The organism is Senegalimassilia sp. (assembly GCF_977052095.1).
In genome coordinates this window covers 1-21,184 of the sequence record NZ_CDRSTZ010000007.1, presented here as the reverse complement: position 1 = coordinate 21,184, position 21,184 = coordinate 1, and the positions used below count along the sequence as shown (strand labels likewise).

Below are 21,184 nucleotides of genomic sequence, written 5' to 3'. Positions count from 1 at the left end.
TCTTTACACGCAAAGACGCTTACGGCCCTTAGCACGACGAGCAGCCAGAACCTTGCGGCCGCCCTTGGTTGCCATGCGGGCACGGAAGCCGTGGCACTTGGCACGCTTACGAGTGTTAGGTTGATAGGTGCGCTTCATATCGTTTCCCTTTCATGGTTTAGAGCAACTTGCTGAGTATAACCCGCTGAGCACAGCTGTCAAAGGTTTTTTACCTACATATGGCAACGTGTGCACAAGATGACCATATCACGAAAGCCCACCTGCGGAAACAGGCTATTTTTCAACGACCGCAGAATGCCAGGGTGCAGCGTGGTGGAAAAACCGCACAACGGTGCCAAGGCCAAGCGGCGGAAAAGCCTCGTCTCTGCCCCTGGCACAGAGAGCGGTAGAAAAGCAATCCCGCAACGCGCAAGGCAAGTGCCTGCCAAGATGGCAAGAAGGGGAAATCAAGCAACAAGAGAGGTTTTTCATCATCGAAGCGTTTCCGCGCGCAAAGAAGGAAAGCGTGGGTAGCGGAATCCGTTGTGGAAAATGTTGAAAACTTCGGAACAGCCTGAAAACCGGTGTGGAAAACACTGAGAAGAAGTGGTCAAGGAGAGCCGAAGAGCGCTTTTCGCCACATCCTTGTTCAGCCGTTGTCACCAGGTAAAAGAAGTCTCGCAGCCATTTGAACAGGCATTTTATAAACACTGCAGAAGTTCTTCTCCTTTCCTGTTCGTGAAACCATCCGCCTCTTGTGGAAACAACGGAGGAAAACGACGAACCGCAAGCGATGAGAAAAAATCAAGGGGAATCTGGCTTTTCCACCCCATCTTTCAACAAACAAGAATCGAATTCCACCGAAAGGAATTCACTGGAATTCACGGTTTTCGATGCGGTTTTCCACAATTGATGAATGAAAAGTGGAAAACTTCGAAAACATGAGGTGACTAACAGTGAAAAACTTTCAAGCATTCGTGGTTTTTCCACAATGGATTCAGGAATTTCCCCAGATGAATAGAATCTTGGAACGAAAGAAGGTACACTTTTTAAAGAATTTTCCCGAAAATGTGTAAAACTTTGGAAAACGACGTTGTGGAAAGTGGTAAAAGCGCAGATGGACCAGCAAAACCAGACTCACGAAGAGCTCGAAAACAACGAGGAGCCTTTTGATTTCACACACGTGAATTCGATCGCGCGCATCGCGCTATACGATGACTTGCTCAGCGCGCCGCACGTAACCGAGATCCAGCCGGCGCCCACCGCAGAGTTCATCGAGAACCTCGCCACAAGTGTTTATCAGCAGTCGAAAGCGGCAGGCGGAACCATTCCGTACACCGTCATCCGCGAGGTGTCGGAAAACTTCATCCACGCGCGTTTCCAAGAAGCAACCGTATCCATTCTCGACAACGGCTGCACCATCCGGTTCGCCGACCAGGGCCCGGGCATCGCGTGCAAGGACCGCGCGCAGCTACCCGGATTCACCTCGGCAATCGAGCCCATGAAAAGCTACATCAGGGGAGTAGGGTCGGGATTGCCCATCGTGAAGGAGTACCTCGACTTCACTCACGGCACCATAACGATCGAAGACAACCTTGGTAGCGGCTCGGTGGTCACCATCAGCGCAAACGGCAGCAGACCGGAGCTTTCTGAAGAGCTGAAGCTCGAAAGCGAGGCCGCCGAAACCGCCCCGGCGCCGCGATACCACATCGCAAGCGGCGACGAGGCGCCGGAGCCTGTTGCGGCTCCGCGATACAACGTCGCACCGGAACCCTATGCGCCAGCAAACCAAATACCGCAGCCTGCATACGCGCAGCAAGCGCCCATGCAGGCGCCGGCCTATCCAGCTCAAGGCGTCGCCCAACCGCAGCAGCCTTACCCCGCAGCACAAGGTTACGCACCGCAACAACCTTATGGCGGGGCGGCGCCAGGCTACGGCAACGCATACCAGCAAGCAGCCCCTTATCCTTATGCGCAAAACGCGCAGCAAGCGCAGCCCGCAACGTTCAACGCCGGCCCTAGCCTGGCAGCCCTTAACCAGCGCGAGCGGGATTTCCTCAACGTGTTTCTCCACGAGGGAGCCTTGCGCGTGACCGATTTGGTGGCGCTGACCGGTGTTGCGCAGTCAAGCGTTTACAACGTGCTCACGAAGCTTGAAGGCGAAGGTATCTTGGAGAAGACGCGCGATAAGCGCCGCCAGCTCACCGCCGTCGGCAGGCAAATGGCGCAACAGCTGTAACCGCAGCGCCATAGACGAACGAAGGCCACACAGCGAAAGCGACAGGGAACATCATATGAACAGCGAGGAAATTCAGCAGATCTGGGCGGAGGTGTGCAGCCGCGTCAAGGGTTACGAGGGAATCGTCCCCTCGCAGATCGACGCGTTCTTCTCCATGTTGCATCCCCAAGCTGCCAGCGACGGCTTTATCATGCTGACGGCGAACACGGATTTCATCAAAACGTGGATCGAGCGCAACTACATCGACTACATCAAGCGCGCGCTTGAAGAGCTGCGCGGCGTGCCGTTCACCGTCATCATCGAAGTCGACCGCACCCAAACGGCAGCTCCCGCAGCCCCCGCAGCACCTGCCGCCCCGGCGGCGGCACCTGCCCCGCCTACAGCACCGGCGCCGCAAAGCGCTCCCGCGCGCGCCGTTGCCGCACCGCCTTCGCCCTCGGCAGAAGCAATCCCGACACCGGCGTCTGCCCTTCAGGCTGCGCAGCAACCAGTTGTCGCGCCTTCCCCAGCGGCCCCGATGCCAGCAGCATCAGCCAACGCACCCGAGCAGCCCAAAGAAACAAGCGGGCAAACCCAAGAGCAACCTGCCACGGAAGAGCACGCCGAAGCACCGGAATCAGACAACTCCACGCCGCTTTCCACCCTCACGTTCGAGAACTTCGTCATCGGCGATTCGAACCGCCTGGCCTACTCCATGGCAACGGCAGTGGCTGAAGCGCCAGGCAAGCCGCACTTGAACCCTTTGTTCATCTACGGCAAATCGGGCCTGGGCAAAACGCATTTGCTGCGCGCTATCCAGAATTACATCAACCGCAACATGCCGCAGCTGCAGGTGGTCTACAAGGACTCGGCCGAGTTGCTCGACGACTACACCGAGGCATCGGCGGCGCACGACACCGAAAAATCCAGCTACAAGAACTTCAAGACGTCATACGAAGACGCCGATGTTCTGCTAGTGGACGACGTGCAGTACCTGCAAGGCAAAAAGCAAACGCTCGACATCATGTTCCAGATTTTCAACAAGCTGACTAGCCAAGGAAGGCAGGTCGTCCTGTCGGCCGACCGCGCGCCGAAGAACATCGACATCGACGAACGTTACAAAACGCGCTTCAATTCCGGCGGCACGTTCGACATCCAACCGCCTGAAATCGAAACGAAACTGGGCATCGTGAAAAGCTTTATCCGCGAATACCAGGAACAAGAAGGTTCCATGGCGTTCACCATGCCCGCCGACATACAAACGTACATCGCCGAGAGTTCCAGCTCGAACATCCGCGAGCTGAAAAGCGCCGTGACGAAAGTCATCTTCCAGATGACGTACGGAAACCAGCCGAACATGACGCTGGCCGATGTGCGGGCGCTGTTGGAAAACCACTTCTCAGGCGGACCGAGCAAACGCCTGAACGCCGAGGACATCCAAAAAGCCGTGGAAGGCTTCTACAAAGTCAGCCACGCCGAAATCGTCGGCAAAAGGCGCAGCCGCAGCATCACGAACGCCCGCCAGATCGCCATGTATCTGTGCAGGCAGCTGCTTGACATGCCCTACGAGAGCATCGGGAAGAAATTCAACCGCGACCACTCGACCGCGTTGTATTCCGTGACCATGATCGAAACGAAGCTGAAGGAAAACCGATTGCTCAGAGAAGAAATCGAGGCGCTGCAGCAGATCATTCGCGAAGCATAACGTGAAACACCAGGCGCGTTTCGAATTGTTTCACGTGAAACATCGCTTCCGACCTGCGCTTTTCCGACCATTGAGGAAAACATGCCGAAAAGGTTGAGGAAAGCAGAAGAAAAGTAGTGCAGTGAAGGGGAAAGATAACGAAGTCAATAAAAGCGGTTAATCGAAGGAGCACATCATCCACAACGAAACTCGAATAGTTTTTGAAGTCTGAAGTGGGGTTTTGAAAGTTCTCAACAATTCCACCGCCCTTATTAATACTACTATTCAAAAACCTATTATTTAAATCAAGCCTTTAGAAGATAATAAGTACCTCACTTCAACAAGCGCAGGGAACAGCAACCAACTGAGAGAAAGAGAAGCCTGTGAAATTCAGCATTAACCAAGCAGAGCTGCAAGACGCCTTAGCCGTTGTTCTCAAGGGCATCGCAACCCGTTCAACGTTGCCCATCCTGTCCGGCATTTACCTCAACGCGCAAAACGATCACGTGACGCTCCAAGCCACGGACTTGGAGCTGTCCATTCAATACACCATCCCCGCGCTCATCGAAGAAGAAGGGCGCTCGGTGTTCCCCGGCAAGCTGTTCTTCGACATCGTGAAGAACCTGCCCGATGCCGCCGTGCATGTTGAGACGCTCGATGAGGCTGCCGTCATCACGTGCGACGCGTCCTCGTTCTCTATCAAGACGCTTGACGCCGAGGATTTCCCCGGCTTCCCGCATGTTGACACGCAGCAGGCCATTTCCATCCCGTTCTCTCAGTTCTCGTCGATGGTCAAGCGCGTGGCCCGCGTTGTATCGAAAGACGAAAGCCGCGCCATCCTCACCGGCGTGCTTATCACGCTTGAGGGTGTGACGCTGAAGATGGTCGCGACCGACTCGTACCGCCTTGCCATCACCGAGGCGCAGCTTGACGAGCCTGCCGCCGAGGGCTTCCAGGCCGTCATCGCCGGCTCGCTCTTGCAGGAGCTTGCTTCCCTGAACCGCACGGACGACCCGCTGACCATCGCGCTGGCCGAGAACCAGATCGTGGTGACGTATCACGACACCGTGTTCATCAACCGCCGCATCGAGGGCAACTTCCCAAACTATCGCCAGCTGCTTCCCGATTCGTACAACACGCGCGTGCAGCTGAACGTGTCTCATCTGGTGTCGGGCGTGAAGCGCACGTCCATCTTGGGCCAGCAAAGCTCGCCGGTGAAGTTCGCCATCGACGTGGATAGCCAGACGGTGCAGCTTTCCGCCGCGGCACAGGACGTGGGCAGCGCCCAGGAAACCCTGACGTGCCAGGGCGAGGGCGAGAACGTCGAAATCGCGTTCAACTACGCTTACGTGCTTGACGGGCTGGGGTCTGTGGGCACCGACAACGTGTATCTTGAGGTTCAGACGAGCATGAAGCCGGGCATCTTCAAGGCGGCGGAAGGCGAGAACTTCCTGTACCTGGTCATGCCGGTTCGCATCTCCTAAAGGCTGAAAACGCGGCATGGACCTTCGCATCACCGATATCTCGTTCCGGGATTTCCGCAGCTACGAGTCGTTTCACCTTGGCGGCATAGGGCCCCTTACCGTGTTGGTTGGCCCTAACGCCATTGGGAAGACGAACGTGGTGGAGGGTATCCAGCTGCTTACCGCGCAATCGTCGTTTCGCCATCCGACGGGCGTGCAGCTGGTGCGCGAAGGGGCGTCGCTGGCGCAGCTTTCCGCCGAGGCCAGCGACGGCAACCGCCAGCTGACGCTTGGACTGGCCATCGAGGCGGGCAAACGGCGCTTCACGCTGAACGGAAAGCCCAAGCGCGCCGTCGACCTTAAAGGCGTCATCCCGTCGGTGGCGTTCACACCCGACGACCTTGAGCTGGCGAAGGGGTCCATGACGGGCCGGCGCAACGCCCTTGACGGCGTGGGGTCGCAGCTGTCGAAGAACCACTACCTTATCCGGCGCGATTGGGACAAGGTGCTGCGGAACAAAAACGCGCTGCTGAAAGACGAGGCGTCCCCGCTTCTGATCGAAAGTCTGAACGACATGATGGTGACGTGCGGCGCGCAGCTTGTGTGCTATCGCGCGGCGCTGTTCGAAAAGCTTGGGCGAGCTATGGCGTCGCACTACCACGACATCACGGGCGGCTGCGAGCAGCTTGCGGCGCGCTATGCGCCTTCGTGGTACGAAGAGGGTCGCTGGATCGAGCCGGGCGTGCAGCTTGAGCGCGACAAAGTGCGCGAGGAGATGGCTGCCGCCCTGAAAAGCCAAGCGGCAGCGGAACGCGCGCGCCGGCGAAGCTTGATAGGCCCGCACGCCGATCGCATCGAATTCTACGTAGAAGGCCGCCCCGTTGGCATATATGGAAGTCAAGGGCAGCAGCGTTCGGTGGTGCTAGCGTTCAAGTTGGCGGAAGTGACGCTTATTTGCGACCTGCTGGGGCAAAAGCCGGTGCTTTTGCTCGACGACGTTATGAGCGAGCTTGACGCGCAGCGCCGCGCATCGCTGGTGAAGTTCGTGCCCGGGGACATTCAGACGTTCATCACCACGGCGAATCTGGCGTATTTCGACGACGACGTGTTGGCGGCGGCGCGCGTGGTGCGCCTGCCCATGGAGTAAGGAGGCCCGGCATGGCTCGATTGGGCGATGGGCTGCAGCAGCTTTTGCAGGGCCTGGGGGAGCAGGGCGCCCAGGCTGCCAAATCGCGCCGCGTCGCGGAAGTCCATGTGCGTTGGCGCATGGCAACCGAGGCGGTGTACGGTTCTTCCGCGCCGCTTATCCTCGATCACACGAACGCGGTGTACATCATGCGTCCCGACAAGGCGAACGACCCGGCGGCGGCCCGCGTGCCGCAGGGCAAGACGCTTCTGGTGGTGTATTGCGACGACGCGATGGTTCGCTCGGACCTTGATGCGCGCCAGGAGATGCTCAAGATGCACCTGAACCGCCAGGGCGAGCACGTGGAGGCGTTTTCCATCAAGCCGGCCCGCTTCGACATGAAGGCGCGCCATCCGTTTCGCGAAGACGCCCAGCGTGCAACGGCCGCGTCCTCGCGCTCTGCAGCCAAGCCGCTTATCGACCACGATGCCGCCGAGCGTTTGCGCCAGCAAGCGCAAACGGTGGAGAACAAGCGCCTGCGTGAATCGATTCTGAACGCTTTAGACGCAAGCGAGCAGCCGCCAACTTCAAAAAACGGCAAAAGTGCCCTCTAAAACTAAAAACACGGCTCTAGCGGCTTCTGGTGGCCTGTAGAGGCTATGAAGTCATGTCTCATCAAAAGCGTCTATGATAAAATCTATAAGTTCTAGATTCAGCTAGGATATGGCAACTGTTATCCAAAAAGGAGCGTGTCAGTGGCAGCAAAACCTGATCATTACGACGGCTCGGACATTCAGGTCCTCGAAGGGCTTGAGCCTGTCCGCAAGCGTCCTGGCATGTACATCGGCTCGACGGGCCCGCGCGGCTTGCACCATCTTGTTTACGAGGTGGTCGACAACGCCGTCGACGAGGCGCTGGCCGGTTACTGCAGCCATATCGAGGTGACCATTCATCCCGATAACTCCATCACCGTCACCGACGACGGCCGCGGCATCCCGGTTGACCTGCACCCCAAGGAGAAAATCCCCACGGTCGAGGTGGTTCTGACCGTGCTGCACGCCGGCGGCAAGTTCGGCGGCGAAGGGTACAAGGTGTCCGGCGGTCTGCACGGCGTGGGCGTGTCGGTAGTGAACGCTTTGTCCACCAAAGTTCAGGTGAACGTGCGCCGCGACGGCAAGGAATATCAGATCGCCTTCGACCACGGCGTGACGTGCGAGAAGCTGCACGAAGTGGGCACGTCGGAGCACACCGGCACCACGGTGACGTTCTGGCCCGATGCCGAGATTTTCACCGAAACGACCGTCTTCGATTACGGCACGCTTGCCGCGCGCTTCCGCGAGATGGCGTTTTTGAACAAAGGCCTGAAGATTTCGCTGACCGACGAGCGCGAAAACCCTGATGCCGTGCTGTCCGATGCCGCACCTGAGCCGCATCGCGAGGTATTCCAGTACGAAGGCGGCATCATCGACTTCGTGAAGTTTTTGAACAAAGGCCGCGAAACGCTGAACGACCCCATCTACTTCGAGGCGGAAAACACCGACGGCACCGTCGAGGTGGCCATGCAGTGGTCCACGTCGTTCTCGGCGAATTCGGTCATGGCGTTCGCAAACAACATCAACACGCACGAAGGCGGCACGCACCTAGACGGCTTCAAGCAGGCCGTCACGCGCACTATCAACGAATACGCGCGCAGCAAGGGCATCCTGAAGGAGAAGGACAGCAACCTGTCCGGCGACGACACGCGCGAGGGTTTGGCGGCCGTCATCTCCGTGAAGCTGCACGACCCGCAGTTCGAGGGCCAGACGAAAACGAAGCTGGGCAACAGCGAGATTCGCCCGCTGGTGCAAAACGCGGTGACGCAGGGCTTGGCCGAATACCTTGAGGAAAACCCGGCGCCGGCCAAGCGCATCATCAGCAAGGCCACGCAGGCGCTGAAGGCGCGCGAAGCGGCACGCAAAGCTCGCGAGATGACGCGCCGCAAGGGCGTGCTCGACTCGTTCGCCCTGCCGGGCAAGCTGGCCGACTGCTCGTCGAAGAAGCCCGAAGAGTCCGAAATCTTCATTGTAGAGGGCGATTCGGCAGGCGGCAGCGCCAAGCAGGCGCGCGATCGCAAGACGCAGGCCATCCTGCCGCTGCGCGGCAAGATTCTCAACGTCGAGCGCGCAGGTTTGCACCGCGCCCTGTCAAGCGACACCATCAGCTCGCTCATCACGGCCATCGGCACGAACATCGGCGACGATTTCGATGCCGACCAGGCGCGCTACCACCGCATCATCATCATGACCGATGCCGATGTCGACGGCGCGCACATCCGTATCCTGCTGCTGACGTTCTTCTATCGCTACATGCCGGAGCTCATCAACCGCGGCTACGTGTACATCGCCTGCCCGCCCATCTTCGGCGTGAAGAAGAAGAACACCCGCTCCACGAAAATCGAGCGCTACATCTACGACGAGAACAGCCTGGGCCGCGAGCTTGAGGCCATGGGCGGTTCGGAGAAGTTCGACGTGCAGCGCTACAAGGGCTTGGGCGAGATGGACCCCGACCAGCTGTGGGAAACCACCATGGAGCCGGCCACGCGCACGCTTCTGCAGGTCAGCATCGACGACGCCGCGGAAGCCGAGCGCACGGTAAGCGAGCTTATGGGCGACCAGGTGGAGCCGCGCAAGGAATTCATCCAGAAGCACGCGCGCGACGTCCGCTTCCTGGACATTTAGGAGAAATGAATGGCAGACAACACTGACAACCGCGAGGGCGCAGGCAGCGAGGAGCTTCCCGACGACCTGAAGCGCCTGGTGGACGCCGCGCAGCAAGACGCGGAAGACACCGACGCCCAGGAAACGGCGGTCGAGGCGCCTGGCCACACGGTCACCTCGGGCCCGGTTTCCGAGGAAGACAAGGCGCGCTCGCTTATCGATATGTCCACGATCGCGAACCCGCACGGCTCGATTATCGAGGATGCTAACGGCGGCGAGGGCACCACGGTGCGCGCAGCGTATCTGGGCAAGGAAATGGCGGCTTCGTTCCTGGAATATTCCATGAGCGTTATCGTCAGCCGCGCGCTGCCTGACGTGCGCGACGGCCTGAAGCCGGTTCACCGCCGCATCCTGTACGCCATGAACGAGTCCGGCTATACGCCGAACCGCCCGCACATGAAGTCGGCGCGTACCGTCGGCGACGTTATCGGTAAGTACCACCCGCATGGCGACTCCGCCGTGTACAACACGATGGTGCGCTTGGCGCAGCCGTTCAGCATGCGCGTGCCGCTTATCGACGGCCACGGCAACTTCGGCTCCATCGACGGCGACTCCGCCGCAGCAATGCGTTACACCGAGGCGCGCCTGGACAAGGCGGCTATGGAGCTGTTGCGCGATTTGGACAAGGAAACGGTCGATTTCCAGCCAAACTACGACGAAAGCCTCGAAGAGCCCACGGTTTTGCCGGCGCGTTTCCCGAACCTGCTCGTAAACGGCTCGAACGGCATCGCCGTTGGCATGGCCACGAACATCCCGCCGCACAACCTGGGCGAGACGATCGATGCCACGTGCCTGATGCTGGACAACCCCGAGGTCACCACGGCCGAACTGATGAAGGTGCTGCCCGGTCCGGACTTCCCGACCGGCGGCATCATCATGGGCAAGAAGGGCGTCCTTGATGCGTACGAAACCGGCCGCGGCAGCTTGACCGTGCGCGCCAAGTGCGAAATCGAGGAAGGCAAGAACGGCAAAAGCTCCATCGTGGTCAAGGAGATTCCTTACCAGGTGAACCGCCAGCGCCTGCTTGAGAAGCTTGGCGAGCTGGTGCGCGAGAAGAAACTCCCCGAGATCGCCAACATCCACGATGGCGCCGACCGCCACGGCATCGACATCATCATCGAACTGAAGAAAGACGCCATCCCGCAGGTGGTGCTGAACAAGCTGTTCAAGCACACGCAGCTGCAGGTGGGCTTCGGCGTCATCATGCTTGCGCTGGTGGACGGCGTGCCGCGCGTTTTGTCCCTGAAAGAGACGCTGCACTACTACATCAAGCACCAGGAAGACGTCATCGTGCGTCGTACGCGCTATGAGCTGGCGAAAGCCGAAGAACGCGCGCATATCCTGGAAGGCTTGGTTGTTGCACTCGATAACATCGACGAAGTCATCAGCATCATCCGCTCGTCGCAGACCGACAAAGAGGCGGCAGCGCGCCTGACCGAGCGCTTCGGTCTGACCGACAAGCAGACCACCGCCATTCTCGAGATGCGCCTGCGTCGTCTGACCGGCTTGGAACGCGAGAAAATCGAGGGCGAACTGGCCGAACTGCGCGAGAAAATCGCGTACTACAACCGCGTGCTGTCCGACCCTCAGCTGGTGCACGACATCATCAAAGAGGAACTTCAAGAGGTCAAGAAGAAGTTCGACACGCCGCGCAAGACGCAGCTGTCCGAGGCTGCGAAGGATCTTGACGTCGAGGATCTTATCGCCGAGGAGAACATGGTGGTCACGGTCACGAAGGCCGGCTACGTCAAGCGCCTGCCCGTAGCCACGTACCGCCAACAGAAGCGCGGCGGCAAGGGCATGCAGGCCGTGAACCTTAAGGACAACGACTACGTCGAGCACCTATTCGTGGCGTCCACGCATTCCTACATGCTGTTCTTCAGCACGAAGGGCAAAGTGTATCGCCTGAAGGTCTACGAGCTGCCCGAGGCATCGCGCCAGGCGCGCGGCACGGCCATCGTGAACCTGCTGCCGCTTGAGAAGGGCGAGACCATCAGCGCTGTCATCGCTACGAAGGACTTCCCGGCTGACGAATACCTTATGTTCGCCACCGAGCACGGCATGGTGAAGAAGACGTCCATGGAGCAGTACGACCGCACGCGCCGCGACGGCCTTATCGCCATCAACCTGAAGGACGGCGACAACCTCATCAGCGTGCGCCGCGTGGCGAAGGGCGAGAACGTCATCATGGTGTCGTCTGCGGGCAAGGCCATCATGTGGCCCGAGGATGAAGTGCGCGCCATGGGCCGCGGCACCATGGGCGTGCGCGGCATGACGGTGCCGCCGATTGCCAAGGTGCTGGGCATGGAGATCGCGCGCCCCGACACCGACCTGTTCGTGATCACGGAGAAGGGCTACGGCAAGCGTACGGCCATTTCCGAATACCCGTCGCACCATCGTGGTGGCCAAGGTGTGTTCACGATCACCATGACGGAGAAGAAGGGTCTGCTGGCGGCCATGAAGATCGTCGGCGCCGACGACGAGATCATGATTATGTCCGAAGAAGGCGTTGTTGTGCGCACGCCGGTCGATGGTATTTCCGAGCTTGGCCGTTCCACCCAGGGCGTTCGCGTCATGAACGTTGCCGAGGAAGATCGCGTCACGGCGGTTGCCATTTCGGCTCGCGGCAAGGCGCAGGGCGCTGCCGCCGACGATGGCACTGGCGAGATGGACGAGTCTCAAATCGATGAGATGACCGAGGAATAGACAAAAGCCGATTGCTTCCCTCGAATCGAAGAAAGCCGCCTACGGGCGGCTTTCTTTATGCTCTGAGCACTTGATTGATGGATTGAGCTAGTCAGCTACGTTGGCTAGTAACTGCGCCCGGAATCGCGCTTAGCAAATGTTTCACGTGAAACATTTGCTAAGCGGAGAAGTCATCGGGGCTGATGTTCGAGATGAACGAGTGGAACTCTGCCAGTTCCTGCTGAGTTACGGGCAGTCCCGTTTTGTTGCGAACGATGTAGGGATAGGACGCGCGTTCGAGAACGGATTCTTCGATGAACAGGGGAGCATCTTGCCGCAGTGCCAGAGACACGGCGTCGCTTGGGCGGGCATCAAGCTCGACGATCCTGCCATGCTGCGAGAGAAAAAGCTTGGAGAAGAACATGGCGCCTTGAACGTCGTTGATGAGGACATGATCGATGCGGGCATCAAGATTCGTAATCGCGTCAAGGAATAAGTCGTGCGTCATAGGCCGGGTCATCTTCGTGTGCTCAAGCGCGATGCTCAGCTGCGTTGCTTCGGCAACGCCAACCCATATGGGAACCACGCGGTACTTGCCGTCAGAGACGCTGTCTTCAAGCGGACGCAAGACAAGGGCAGAGGGTCCAGGCGCGCTGGTGACGATAAGCGTTTGAACGACAATCGGTATCACGAAACAGCCCTCCTTATTATATGAGTTGAAAACTCATATAACGTATTCCCCTGCAACCCTTCAAGCGTGATTATAGCCATAAAATCACGCTTGACCTGCGCTTTCTTCAATGAATACTGGCCAGAAAAAATTTTTCTCAAAAGTTGAAAATTCTTCTTGACCATCCGTTGAGGGGGTGGTTATAATAGACGAGCACTTTTCGAAAGGGCCCGTAGCTCAGTTGGTTAGAGCGCACGCCTGATAAGCGTGAGGTCGCTGGTTCAAATCCATTCGGGCCCACCAGTATTTGCGATAAACGCTCCACCGTGAGCCGAGTTTGCCGGTGGAGCGTTTATTATTGTTAAGTGCAGCCAATGGGGGTTTAGCTCAGCTGGGAGAGCGCGGGCTTTGCAAGCCTGAGGTCAGGGGTTCGATCCCCCTAACCTCCACCATGGAAGTTTGATTGCAGGTCTGGTAACGGGCCTGCAATTTTTTTGCCTGCATTGCGGGGGAGCTTCTTTTTTTGCAGGTGTGATTTTTGAATCGCAGGCATGGTGCCTGCGATTTTTTATACCATGGCAAGCGAAGAAAACCGCTCTATCAAGCGAGGTGCTATGAACCGACTGGAAGCGCTGCGTACGTTGGGCCTTGACGAGGACGCAACGGACGAGGATATCAAGACCGCCTACCGCGAGACGGCCCAGATTCTGCACCCCGATCGCTTCGCAACGAACAAGAAGCTGCAGGAACGCGCTACGGAACAGTTCAAGAACCTGCAGGAAGCCTACGACTACCTGACGTCGTCGAAGGGGCGCAAGGGCTCGCGTGCCGCTTCAGGCGCTTCCTCATCGGCCCGTGCCGGCTATGATGCCGACGATGCGCGCCTTGCCGGCATAGCCGCTGCTCGCACGCAGCTAGTTCGCCAGCGCGACGCCGTGCTCGATGAGCGCCGCAATGGCATCGGCATGGCGGTTGTGGGCGGTCTGGTGGCTCTGTTCTGCGGCCGGCGCCCTTTCGGGTTGTTCGGTGTGGTTGCGGCCATAGCGTCTACCGCGGCCATCTGGGGCATTGTGCAGGTGGTATCATCTCAACGTTCTATCGCTACGCTTAACGAGCATATTGACGAACTGAATAAGGAAGAGCGCCGCATCGCGCAAGAAATGGAAGAGGAGTAACACAACCGTATGAAGCAAGAAGGTCTACGCAACGTCGCTATCATCGCTCACGTTGACCACGGCAAGACCACGCTGGTCGACCGCCTGCTGTGGTCGTCCCACGTGTTCCGCGAGAACCAGGAAGTTCAAGAGCGCGTTCTTGACTCCAACGACCAGGAGCGCGAGCGCGGCATCACCATTCTTTCCAAGAACATCTCCATCCACTACAAGGGAATCAAGATCAACGTCATCGACACGCCTGGCCACGCCGACTTCGGCGGCGAGGTGGAGCGCGTGCTCAACATGGCCGACGGCGCGCTGCTGATCGTCGACGCCTACGAAGGCCCGAAGCCCCAGACGCGCTTCGTGCTGTCCCACGCTCTTGAGCGCGGCCTGCGCATCGTGGTGGTGGTGAACAAGATCGACCGCCCCAACGCCGACCCCGAAGGTGCCGTTGACAAGGTGTTCGACCTGATGGTTGAGCTGGGCGCATCCGACGAGCAGCTTGACTTCCCCGTGGTGTACGCCTCTGCCGTGAACGGCTACGCGCGTATGGACCCCGAGGACGGCAACATGGACATGGTGCCGTTGCTCGACACCATCATCAACGAGATTCCGTGCCCCGACGTTGACGTGGACGGCCCGGTTGCCCTGCAGGTGTGCACCGTCGACCACAGCAGCTACGAAGGCCGCATCGGCGTCGGCCGTCTGCACAGCGGCACGCTGCACGAGAAGGAGCAGGTGCTTGTGGTGCAGCCCGACGGCAACGAGTACAAAGCGCAGATTCGCAAGGTGTACACGTTCGAGAACCTGGGCAAGCAGGAAGTTCCCGAGGCCCACGCGGGCGACATCGTGGCCGTCATCGGTGTTGAGGCCGCAGACATCGGAGATGTCATTACCGATCCGGAAAACCCGGTGGAGATGGAGCCCATCGCCGTTGAAGAGCCTACGATGGCCGTTGTCTTCGAAGCTTCCACCAGCCCGCTTGTGGGCCGCGAAGGCGATATCGTCGGTGCTCGCCAGCTCAAAGAGCGCCTGATGCGCGAGAAGGAAAGCAACATTTCCATGCGCATCGACGAGACCGAGGACAAGTCTGGCGTGCGCGTTGCCGGCCGTGGTGTGCTGCATCTGTCCGTGCTTATGGAAACCATGCGCCGCGAAGGCTTCGAATTCCAGGTCGGCCGCCCGCAGGTTGTGTACAAGACCGACGAGCACGGCAACAAGCTCGAGCCTATCGAGGAAGCCACCGTCGACGTGCCGAACGATTACTCCGGCAAGGCCATCGAAGTCATGGGCACTGCCGGCGGCATCATGGAGGACATGGCGTCTGATGAGAACATGACGCACCTGACGTTCAGCATCCCGTCGCGCGGCACCATGGGCCTGAAAACCCGCATCCTCAACGCAACGCATGGCGAAGCGGTGCTGTTCCACCACTTCCGCGAGTACGGCCCTTACTCCGGCGAGATGGAAGGCCGCAAGAACGGCGGCATGATCGCCATGGCAACCGACAAGGCGGTTGCATACGCGCTCGACACGCTGCAGCAGCGCGGCCGCCTGTTCGTTAAGCCGGGCGACGAGTGCTACGAGGGCATGATCGTGGGCGAGTCCGCCAAGGAAGGCGACATGGTGGTTAACGTGTCCAAGACGAAGAACCTGGGCAACCAGCGCTCCTCCACCGCGGACAAGGCCATCCAGCTGACGCCGCCGATCACCTTCACGCTTGAAGAGGCGCTCGAGTACATCGAGGACGACGAGCTGGTGGAGATCACGCCGCAGTCCATTCGCCTGCGCAAGCGCATCCTCAGCACCATCGAGCGTAAGAAGGCTGCGAAGAAATAAAACTGCAACTGCTTATGCCGCCGCGAAACAGTGAAAGCGACTGTCGCACGGCTAAGAGAACGCATGAAAAAGACGGCCCCTCGGGGCCGTCTTTTTTCGTCAGATTACGCCAAATGATGTAGGAACCCTTGGGTACTGTGAAACCTGCATGGGCATATTGTGCTGTGAAGATAACTCTGATGAGCGCTGTGGGAAAATGCGCACGAAGCATTTCAGATTAAACCGCCTGGTATAAAGCGGTTTTGGCAATTCTGAGGAAGGGTTCTATGAAGGCATCTCGCATTATCTCGACGGTTTGCGCGATGGGTTTGTCGGCGGCCTGCATCATGGGCGTTGCCGGTTGCTCCAGCAACAACCAGTCATCCGGTTCCGGCGCGGTGGCAGCAACCATCAACGGCACCAACATCTACGAAGATACGGTGACGGATTACATCCAAAGCGTGCGCGAGCAGCAGGGTCTGACTGACGAAGACTCCTGGGGCAACTACCTGGCCCAGATGGGTACCGACCCGGCAGGCGTGCGCGAACAGATCATCAACACGTACGTCACCCGCGAGCTTATCAACTCCGGTGCCGAAGAGAAGGGTATCACCGTCGACAGCTCCGAGGTGGACAGCTACGTCGACAAAATGAAGGCCAACTACGATAGCGACGACAAGTGGCAGGCCGCGCTTGAGCAGGCGGGCATGACCGAGGACGAGTATCGTTCTGAAATTGAGCTGCAGCTCAAGGCGAAAGAGCTGTACAACACGTTCACGTCCGACGAGCAGCCTTCCGATGAGGACATGCTGCAGTATGCGCAGATGTATGCAAGCGCGTACGATGGCGCGAAGCGTTCCTCTCACATCCTGTTCAATTCCGATGACGAGGCAACCGCTCAGGAGGTTCTGGACAAGATTAACTCCGGCGAGCTTGATTTCGCCGAGGCTGCCAAGCAGTACTCCCAGGATAAGGGTTCTGCCGAAAACGGCGGCGATGTGGGCTGGGATAAGACCAACTCCTTTGTGCAGGAGTACACCGATGCGCTGAACGGCCTTGAGAAAGACCAGGTCAGCGGCCTTGTTAACAGCACATATGGCATTCATGTCATCAAGTGCACTGACGTGTTCAACGCACCGAAGGAAACCGCCGATGACGGTACCGAAACGGTGAAGGTGACCAGCATCGACCAGATTCCTACCGAGTGGCAGGAATCTATCAAGGAGTCGCTGCAGTCTCGGGGTCAGACCACGAACTACCAGAATTGGCTGAGCGAGAAGAAGGATTCCTCCGACCTGCAGATCAACGACATGCCTTCCGGCCTGCCTTACGACGTGGATATGTCGAAGTATCAGACCGATACGTCCGACAGCTCTTCGACGTCCGATGAGTCCAGCAGCGATGGTGCTACCACCGATTCGGCGAATACGGCCGATAACGAGTCGACTGCCTCTACCGAGGGCGATGCAAGCACCACGAAAACTTCTTCCGCAAACTAGCCGTTAACGGCAGAAACACGTACATCAGAAGGGAATCCGCAGCACTGGGTTCCCTTCTTTGTTTAAGCCAGGATGGTAACTATGAATGAACAAATGCAAGCAGCTGAGCCGCTTTTCGAGCTCGAAAACGCTGAGGTGGTGCGCCAAAGCAGGACGATCCTTCATGTGGATTCGTTCAGCCTGGCGAAAGGGGAGAACATCGCGCTACTCGGCCCGAATGGCGCCGGTAAGTCCACGTTCGTGAAGCTGATCACGCGCGAGGTGATGCCACTGTATCGCGAGAAGCCTCCGGTGAAGTTCAACGGGAACCCCCGCGCCACGCTTGACGAGGTGAAAAAGACGCTTGGCGTGGTGTCGTCGACGATGCAGTCGCAAATCAACGTGCATCTGCCTGCCGTGGACATTGTGGAAGGCGGCTTGTTCGGCACGTTGGGCTTGCCGCGCCACGTGCACCCCGACGAGCGTTCGCACGCCAAGGCGCTTGAGGCCATGGAGATGCTGGGTGTGGCGAAGCTGGCCGACCAGGACATCATGACGATGTCGAGCGGCCAGGCGCGCCGCGTGCTCTTTGCGCGCGCGTTGGTGCACGACCCCAGCACGCTGCTGCTTGACGAGCCGTGCACGGGCCTTGATCCGGAAGGCATGTACTACGTGCGCTCGAGCATGCGCGATTTGGCGCGCGCGGGCAAAGGCATTGTGCTGATCACGCATTATCCTGAGGACATCATTCCCGAAATCAGCCGTTTGGTGCTGATCAAGGAAGGCAAGCTGTTCGCCGATGGTGCGAAGGAGGACATGCTTACGGACAAGGTTATGAGCTCGTTGTTTGACGTTCCGCTGCAAGTTGCAAAAAATGGCAAAAATAATGAGTATTATTCCCTTGTGAGTTCGTACTAAATGAGGTAAACTACTAAACCGCTGCATGGGCACATGAGAAACAACATGAACGCTGTGCAGAACGTAAGCAAGCGGAGAGATGACCGAGCTGGCCGAAGGTGCACGATTGGAAATCGTGTATACGCCAAAAGCGTATCTGGGGTTCGAATCCCCATCTCTCCGCCAGAATTATCCCGGCGGAACCTTTATGGTAACGCCTTTTTTATACAGTCGGCTTTGAAAACCGGTCGGCTGCACCCCATGCGGAGGGGTGGCAGAGTGGTTGAATGCGGCGGTCTCGAAAACCGTTTCACCGGAAACCCCGGTGACGAGGGTTCGAATCCCTCCTCCTCCGCCACGCGATTTTAGGTTCCTGCAATTGCAGGGACCTTTTCTTTTTCCAGGGGTCTTGCTGAGGATTCGGACCGAGAGGCGAGGGTCTCTCTGGTTCGAACTTGCCTTTCGAGCGCGTAGGGCATCTTGCGGGGTGTCTAAAGATGTGGTCCTGATATGCGAATCCGCAATGCTGTCGGGTTGATATTCGTAATTCGTGAATAATTTAAACTGCAGAATAACCTGCGAAAATATTAATCCGCGAAGTGTTTGTGTATAAAGCGTTTCACGTGAAACATCGACATAAGGCACGTCCTATACTTTAGCCACTCTCCAAATGAAAGGACGTACCATGAACGAAGCCGCAAAGTCTCTTGCGCAACTGAAGAAAGCAAATAAGCTGGTTCGCCTGGCGTTCCATAAGAACGGCCCGAAAAGCTACAAGCGCGGGCAGGGTGCCCTGCTGCGCGCCCTGCTGGAAAACGACGGTGCCCCGCAGCGCGAGCTGGTGAAGACGCTCGGCATGAACCGCAGCAACCTGAAGGACGTCGTGAAGAAGGCGCAGCGCAACGAGTACGTCACCATCGAAAGCGTTGACGAGCCGCGCACCTACGCCGTCAAGCTGACCGACCTTGGTCGCGAGCTTGCCGAAAAGCGCGTCGCCGCGAACGATCGCACGGCCGATGAAATCTTGTCCTGCTTGACCGCCGAGGAGGTCAAGCAGCTCGACGCCATCACCGAGAAGCTTATCGTTGCCATGAAGGAAAAGGGCATCAGCGGCAAGAAGAAGGGCTACAAGGTTCGCCGCAAGAAGCATCGTCGCTAAAGGTTGCGGGATTTCAACGATTCCCACATCAAATAGGTACCTCTCACAGCAAGCCGCGCTACACTGGATGCATCATAGATGCATGCGGGAGCGCGGCTTCCCTTGTTCAAGGAAGAAAGGATGCACCAATGGCAGACCGTGTTGTTGAAAGCTCTGACGATCAGGTTCCCGAGATTCCCGAAGTACTGGAAAAGGTATTGCTGTTCTCGCTTGACGAAGCGAAGGAAAAGCTGACGCAAAGCAACGAAGTGGTTCCCTTCACGTCGCTGGTGGTGAAGGACAACCTGTTCATTGAAAGCCACCCCGGCGAAACCGTTGACGCTTGCTTTGCGGCGGCGCAGCATACGGTGCAGCACGCGCAGGGCGCGCAGGCATATTCGTTCTGCTACGACGGTTACGTCGAAATCGACGAAGGCACGAAAGACGCGCTGGTAGCCGAAGGCGGTGTCCCTGGTGCTGACCAAGGCTTTGCGGTTGGGTACCTTTACGAGCAGAACGAAGACGGCACCATCACGTTCGAGGAGGAGCCTGCCTACATCGGCCACGCCCCGAACTTCATGATTGCCTTGAAGGCTCCTGGTGAGTACTCGGACGAGGAGATCGACGAGAAGTACACCGCCGAGGAAGAAGCCGAAGGGGAAGACGAGGCTGAGGAATAGCACGTTTCCCGGCTAAAGTCGCATTGCGTATGGGAAGGCTGTAGCCGTTAAGATATCTGCAAGGTTTTGCGCGCATCGGCGCAACATGCGCATACAAACAAACGAGGTTCGTCGGCAAGGTCTCGACGAACCTCGTTCGCTATATCGGCAAAAGGTCTGCAAGGTTCGTGTGCCATCATGGCAGCTGCGGTCGGGATGCGCTACTACGTTTGCAGGTGCTGAACAGGCGATATGTGATGAAAAGATGCAGATGCGCTCGTAATGGATGTTTGTCTGGAACAGGAAGCGGCCTTTTGCTAATATAGACGGGCTAATTCCTGCCCCGGTGTATGCCTTCACCAGCCCGGGGCCGTAAAGTCCAAAGGAGGTGAGCTGATGAAGGCTTACGAACTGCTGTTTTTTGTCGCTCCGTCTACCGACGAGGAAACCCGCGCAAATACGCTGAACCGTATCCAGGGCGTGATCACTGCTGCCCAGGGTACCGTCGACAACGTCGACGAGTGGGGCAAGCGTAAACTCGCTTACGAGATCAATGGTCTGACCGATGGTGTCTACACCCTCATCGATTTCCACGCTGATCCCGCCGAGGTTGCAGAACTCGATCGCGTGCTTCGCATCACTGATGCTGTTGTTCGCCACATGATCGTGAAGCGCACCGACCGCGATTAGGATTTGACGTAGGGGCCTTCTCGTCATAGGCCCCAGCATGAGAAGAGGTAGATTCACATGAGCATCAACCGAGTAATGATCAGCGGAAATCTTACGCGCGACGCAGAGCTTCGCTCTACGCAATCCGGCATGGCAATCCTGGGCTTTGGCGTGGCGGTCAATGACCGTCGCAAGAACCCCCAGACCGGCGATTGGGAGGATTACCCGAACTTCGTCGATTGCACCATGTTCGGTACCCGCGGGGAAAAGCTTCAGCAGTACCTCACGAAGGGCACGAAAGTGGCCATCGAAGGCAAGCTTCGTTACAGCTCCTGGGAGCGTGACGGTCAGCGCCGCAGCAAGCTTGAAGTGATCGTTGACGAGTTGGAGTTCATGTCGAGCCGCAACGGCGCGAACCAGGGCTACGACAACGGCATGTCCGCTGGCTACGCCCCGCAGCCTCAGCCTATGATGGCTGCTCAGCCTGCTCCGGCACCGATTATGAATGCCTCTGCTTCGGTTTACGACGAAGATATCCCGTTTTAAGCGAAAGAGGTTTACGAAATGTCCGATTACGCGAAGCAGCCTCGTCGCAAGTACTGCCAGTTCTGCAAAGAGGACGCGGAGTACATCGACTACAAAGATACTCAGATGCTGCGCAAGTATGTTACCGACCGCGGGAAGATCAAGCCGCGCCGCGTGACGGGTGCCTGCACCCAGCACCAGCGTGACATCGCGAACGCCGTGAAGCGCGCTCGCGAGATGGCTCTGATGCCCTACGCGGTTC

At 58.2% G+C, this 21,184-nt stretch carries 18 protein-coding genes and 4 tRNA genes; 20 read left to right on the top strand and 2 right to left on the bottom strand.

Annotated elements, in window-relative coordinates:
* Nucleotides 1-3: 3 nt before the first annotated feature.
* Nucleotides 4-138, bottom strand: a complete 135-nt coding sequence (gene rpmH, locus ACWI6D_RS02565; RefSeq protein ID WP_042432297.1) for a 50S ribosomal protein L34 — start codon at nucleotides 136-138, stop codon at nucleotides 4-6.
* Between the two features lie 958 nt (nucleotides 139-1,096).
* Here rpmH and ACWI6D_RS02560 point away from each other — a divergent pair.
* The 7 genes from ACWI6D_RS02560 to gyrA all read left to right on the top strand — a co-directional run bounded on the left by ACWI6D_RS02560 (nucleotide 1,097) and on the right by gyrA (nucleotide 11,932).
* Complete coding sequence (locus ACWI6D_RS02560) at nucleotides 1,097-2,218, top strand: ATP-binding protein (RefSeq protein WP_449133548.1); 1,122 nt, start codon at nucleotides 1,097-1,099, stop codon at nucleotides 2,216-2,218.
* Nucleotides 2,219-2,273: 55 nt separating this feature from the next.
* Nucleotides 2,274-3,902, top strand: a complete 1,629-nt coding sequence (gene dnaA, locus ACWI6D_RS02555) for a chromosomal replication initiator protein DnaA (RefSeq protein WP_449133547.1) — start codon at nucleotides 2,274-2,276, stop codon at nucleotides 3,900-3,902.
* Nucleotides 3,903-4,264: 362 nt separating this feature from the next.
* Entirely contained in the window at nucleotides 4,265-5,365 is a 1,101-nt protein-coding gene (gene dnaN, locus ACWI6D_RS02550; protein WP_449133546.1) for a DNA polymerase III subunit beta, read from the top strand.
* Between the two features lie 16 nt (nucleotides 5,366-5,381).
* The gene (gene recF / locus ACWI6D_RS02545; RefSeq protein ID WP_449133545.1) at nucleotides 5,382-6,491 is read left to right on the top strand and encodes a DNA replication/repair protein RecF; all 1,110 of its coding nucleotides are present in this window, start codon (nucleotides 5,382-5,384) and stop codon (nucleotides 6,489-6,491) included.
* Nucleotides 6,492-6,502: 11 nt separating this feature from the next.
* Nucleotides 6,503-7,084, top strand: a complete 582-nt coding sequence (locus ACWI6D_RS02540) for a hypothetical protein (protein WP_303251573.1) — start codon at nucleotides 6,503-6,505, stop codon at nucleotides 7,082-7,084.
* 141 nt (nucleotides 7,085-7,225) lie between these two features.
* On the top strand, nucleotides 7,226-9,187 hold the full coding sequence (gene gyrB / locus ACWI6D_RS02535) for a DNA topoisomerase (ATP-hydrolyzing) subunit B (RefSeq protein ID WP_449133544.1): 1,962 nt from the start codon (nucleotides 7,226-7,228) through the stop codon (nucleotides 9,185-9,187).
* A gap of 9 nt (nucleotides 9,188-9,196) precedes the next feature.
* Nucleotides 9,197-11,932, top strand: coding sequence for a DNA gyrase subunit A (gene gyrA, locus ACWI6D_RS02530; protein ID WP_449133543.1), 2,736 nt, complete (start codon nucleotides 9,197-9,199; stop codon nucleotides 11,930-11,932).
* Nucleotides 11,933-12,089: 157 nt separating this feature from the next.
* Here gyrA and ACWI6D_RS02525 read toward each other — a convergent pair whose 3' ends face one another.
* Nucleotides 12,090-12,602 carry a bifunctional nuclease family protein gene (locus ACWI6D_RS02525; RefSeq protein ID WP_129423507.1) on the bottom strand — a complete coding sequence of 171 codons (513 nt, stop codon included), beginning with the start codon at nucleotides 12,600-12,602 and terminating at the stop codon, nucleotides 12,090-12,092.
* 205 nt (nucleotides 12,603-12,807) lie between these two features.
* Here ACWI6D_RS02525 and ACWI6D_RS02520 point away from each other — a divergent pair.
* The 13 genes from ACWI6D_RS02520 to rpsR all read left to right on the top strand — a co-directional run.
* A tRNA-Ile gene (locus ACWI6D_RS02520) sits at nucleotides 12,808-12,884 on the top strand.
* Between the two features lie 73 nt (nucleotides 12,885-12,957).
* Nucleotides 12,958-13,033 (top strand) — tRNA-Ala (locus ACWI6D_RS02515).
* Nucleotides 13,034-13,195: 162 nt separating this feature from the next.
* The gene (locus ACWI6D_RS02510) at nucleotides 13,196-13,756 is read left to right on the top strand and encodes a J domain-containing protein (RefSeq protein WP_129423505.1); all 561 of its coding nucleotides are present in this window, start codon (nucleotides 13,196-13,198) and stop codon (nucleotides 13,754-13,756) included.
* A 9-nt stretch (nucleotides 13,757-13,765) separates the two neighbouring features.
* Nucleotides 13,766-15,577, top strand: coding sequence for a translational GTPase TypA (gene typA, locus ACWI6D_RS02505; protein WP_302936783.1), 1,812 nt, complete (start codon nucleotides 13,766-13,768; stop codon nucleotides 15,575-15,577).
* Nucleotides 15,578-15,843: 266 nt separating this feature from the next.
* Nucleotides 15,844-17,055: a peptidylprolyl isomerase gene (locus tag ACWI6D_RS02500; protein ID WP_449133542.1), complete on the top strand. Its 1,212-nt coding sequence runs from the start codon at nucleotides 15,844-15,846 to the stop codon at nucleotides 17,053-17,055.
* An 81-nt stretch (nucleotides 17,056-17,136) separates the two neighbouring features.
* The gene (locus tag ACWI6D_RS02495; RefSeq protein ID WP_288285614.1) at nucleotides 17,137-17,952 is read left to right on the top strand and encodes an ABC transporter ATP-binding protein; all 816 of its coding nucleotides are present in this window, start codon (nucleotides 17,137-17,139) and stop codon (nucleotides 17,950-17,952) included.
* 73 nt (nucleotides 17,953-18,025) lie between these two features.
* A tRNA-Ser gene (locus ACWI6D_RS02490) sits at nucleotides 18,026-18,117 on the top strand.
* 79 nt (nucleotides 18,118-18,196) lie between these two features.
* Nucleotides 18,197-18,289: transfer RNA gene (locus ACWI6D_RS02485), tRNA-Ser, on the top strand.
* Nucleotides 18,290-18,616: 327 nt separating this feature from the next.
* Nucleotides 18,617-19,090 carry a MarR family winged helix-turn-helix transcriptional regulator gene (locus tag ACWI6D_RS02480; RefSeq protein WP_288285613.1) on the top strand — a complete coding sequence of 158 codons (474 nt, stop codon included), beginning with the start codon at nucleotides 18,617-18,619 and terminating at the stop codon, nucleotides 19,088-19,090.
* 128 nt (nucleotides 19,091-19,218) lie between these two features.
* Complete coding sequence (locus tag ACWI6D_RS02475) at nucleotides 19,219-19,749, top strand: hypothetical protein (protein WP_449133541.1); 531 nt, start codon at nucleotides 19,219-19,221, stop codon at nucleotides 19,747-19,749.
* A 375-nt stretch (nucleotides 19,750-20,124) separates the two neighbouring features.
* Entirely contained in the window at nucleotides 20,125-20,418 is a 294-nt protein-coding gene (gene rpsF / locus ACWI6D_RS02470; RefSeq protein WP_129423495.1) for a 30S ribosomal protein S6, read from the top strand.
* 57 nt (nucleotides 20,419-20,475) lie between these two features.
* Nucleotides 20,476-20,943: a single-stranded DNA-binding protein gene (locus tag ACWI6D_RS02465; protein WP_449133540.1), complete on the top strand. Its 468-nt coding sequence runs from the start codon at nucleotides 20,476-20,478 to the stop codon at nucleotides 20,941-20,943.
* 18 nt (nucleotides 20,944-20,961) lie between these two features.
* On the top strand, nucleotides 20,962-21,184 hold a 223-nt coding region (rpsR, locus tag ACWI6D_RS02460), incomplete at its 3' end, for a 30S ribosomal protein S18 (protein ID WP_449133539.1).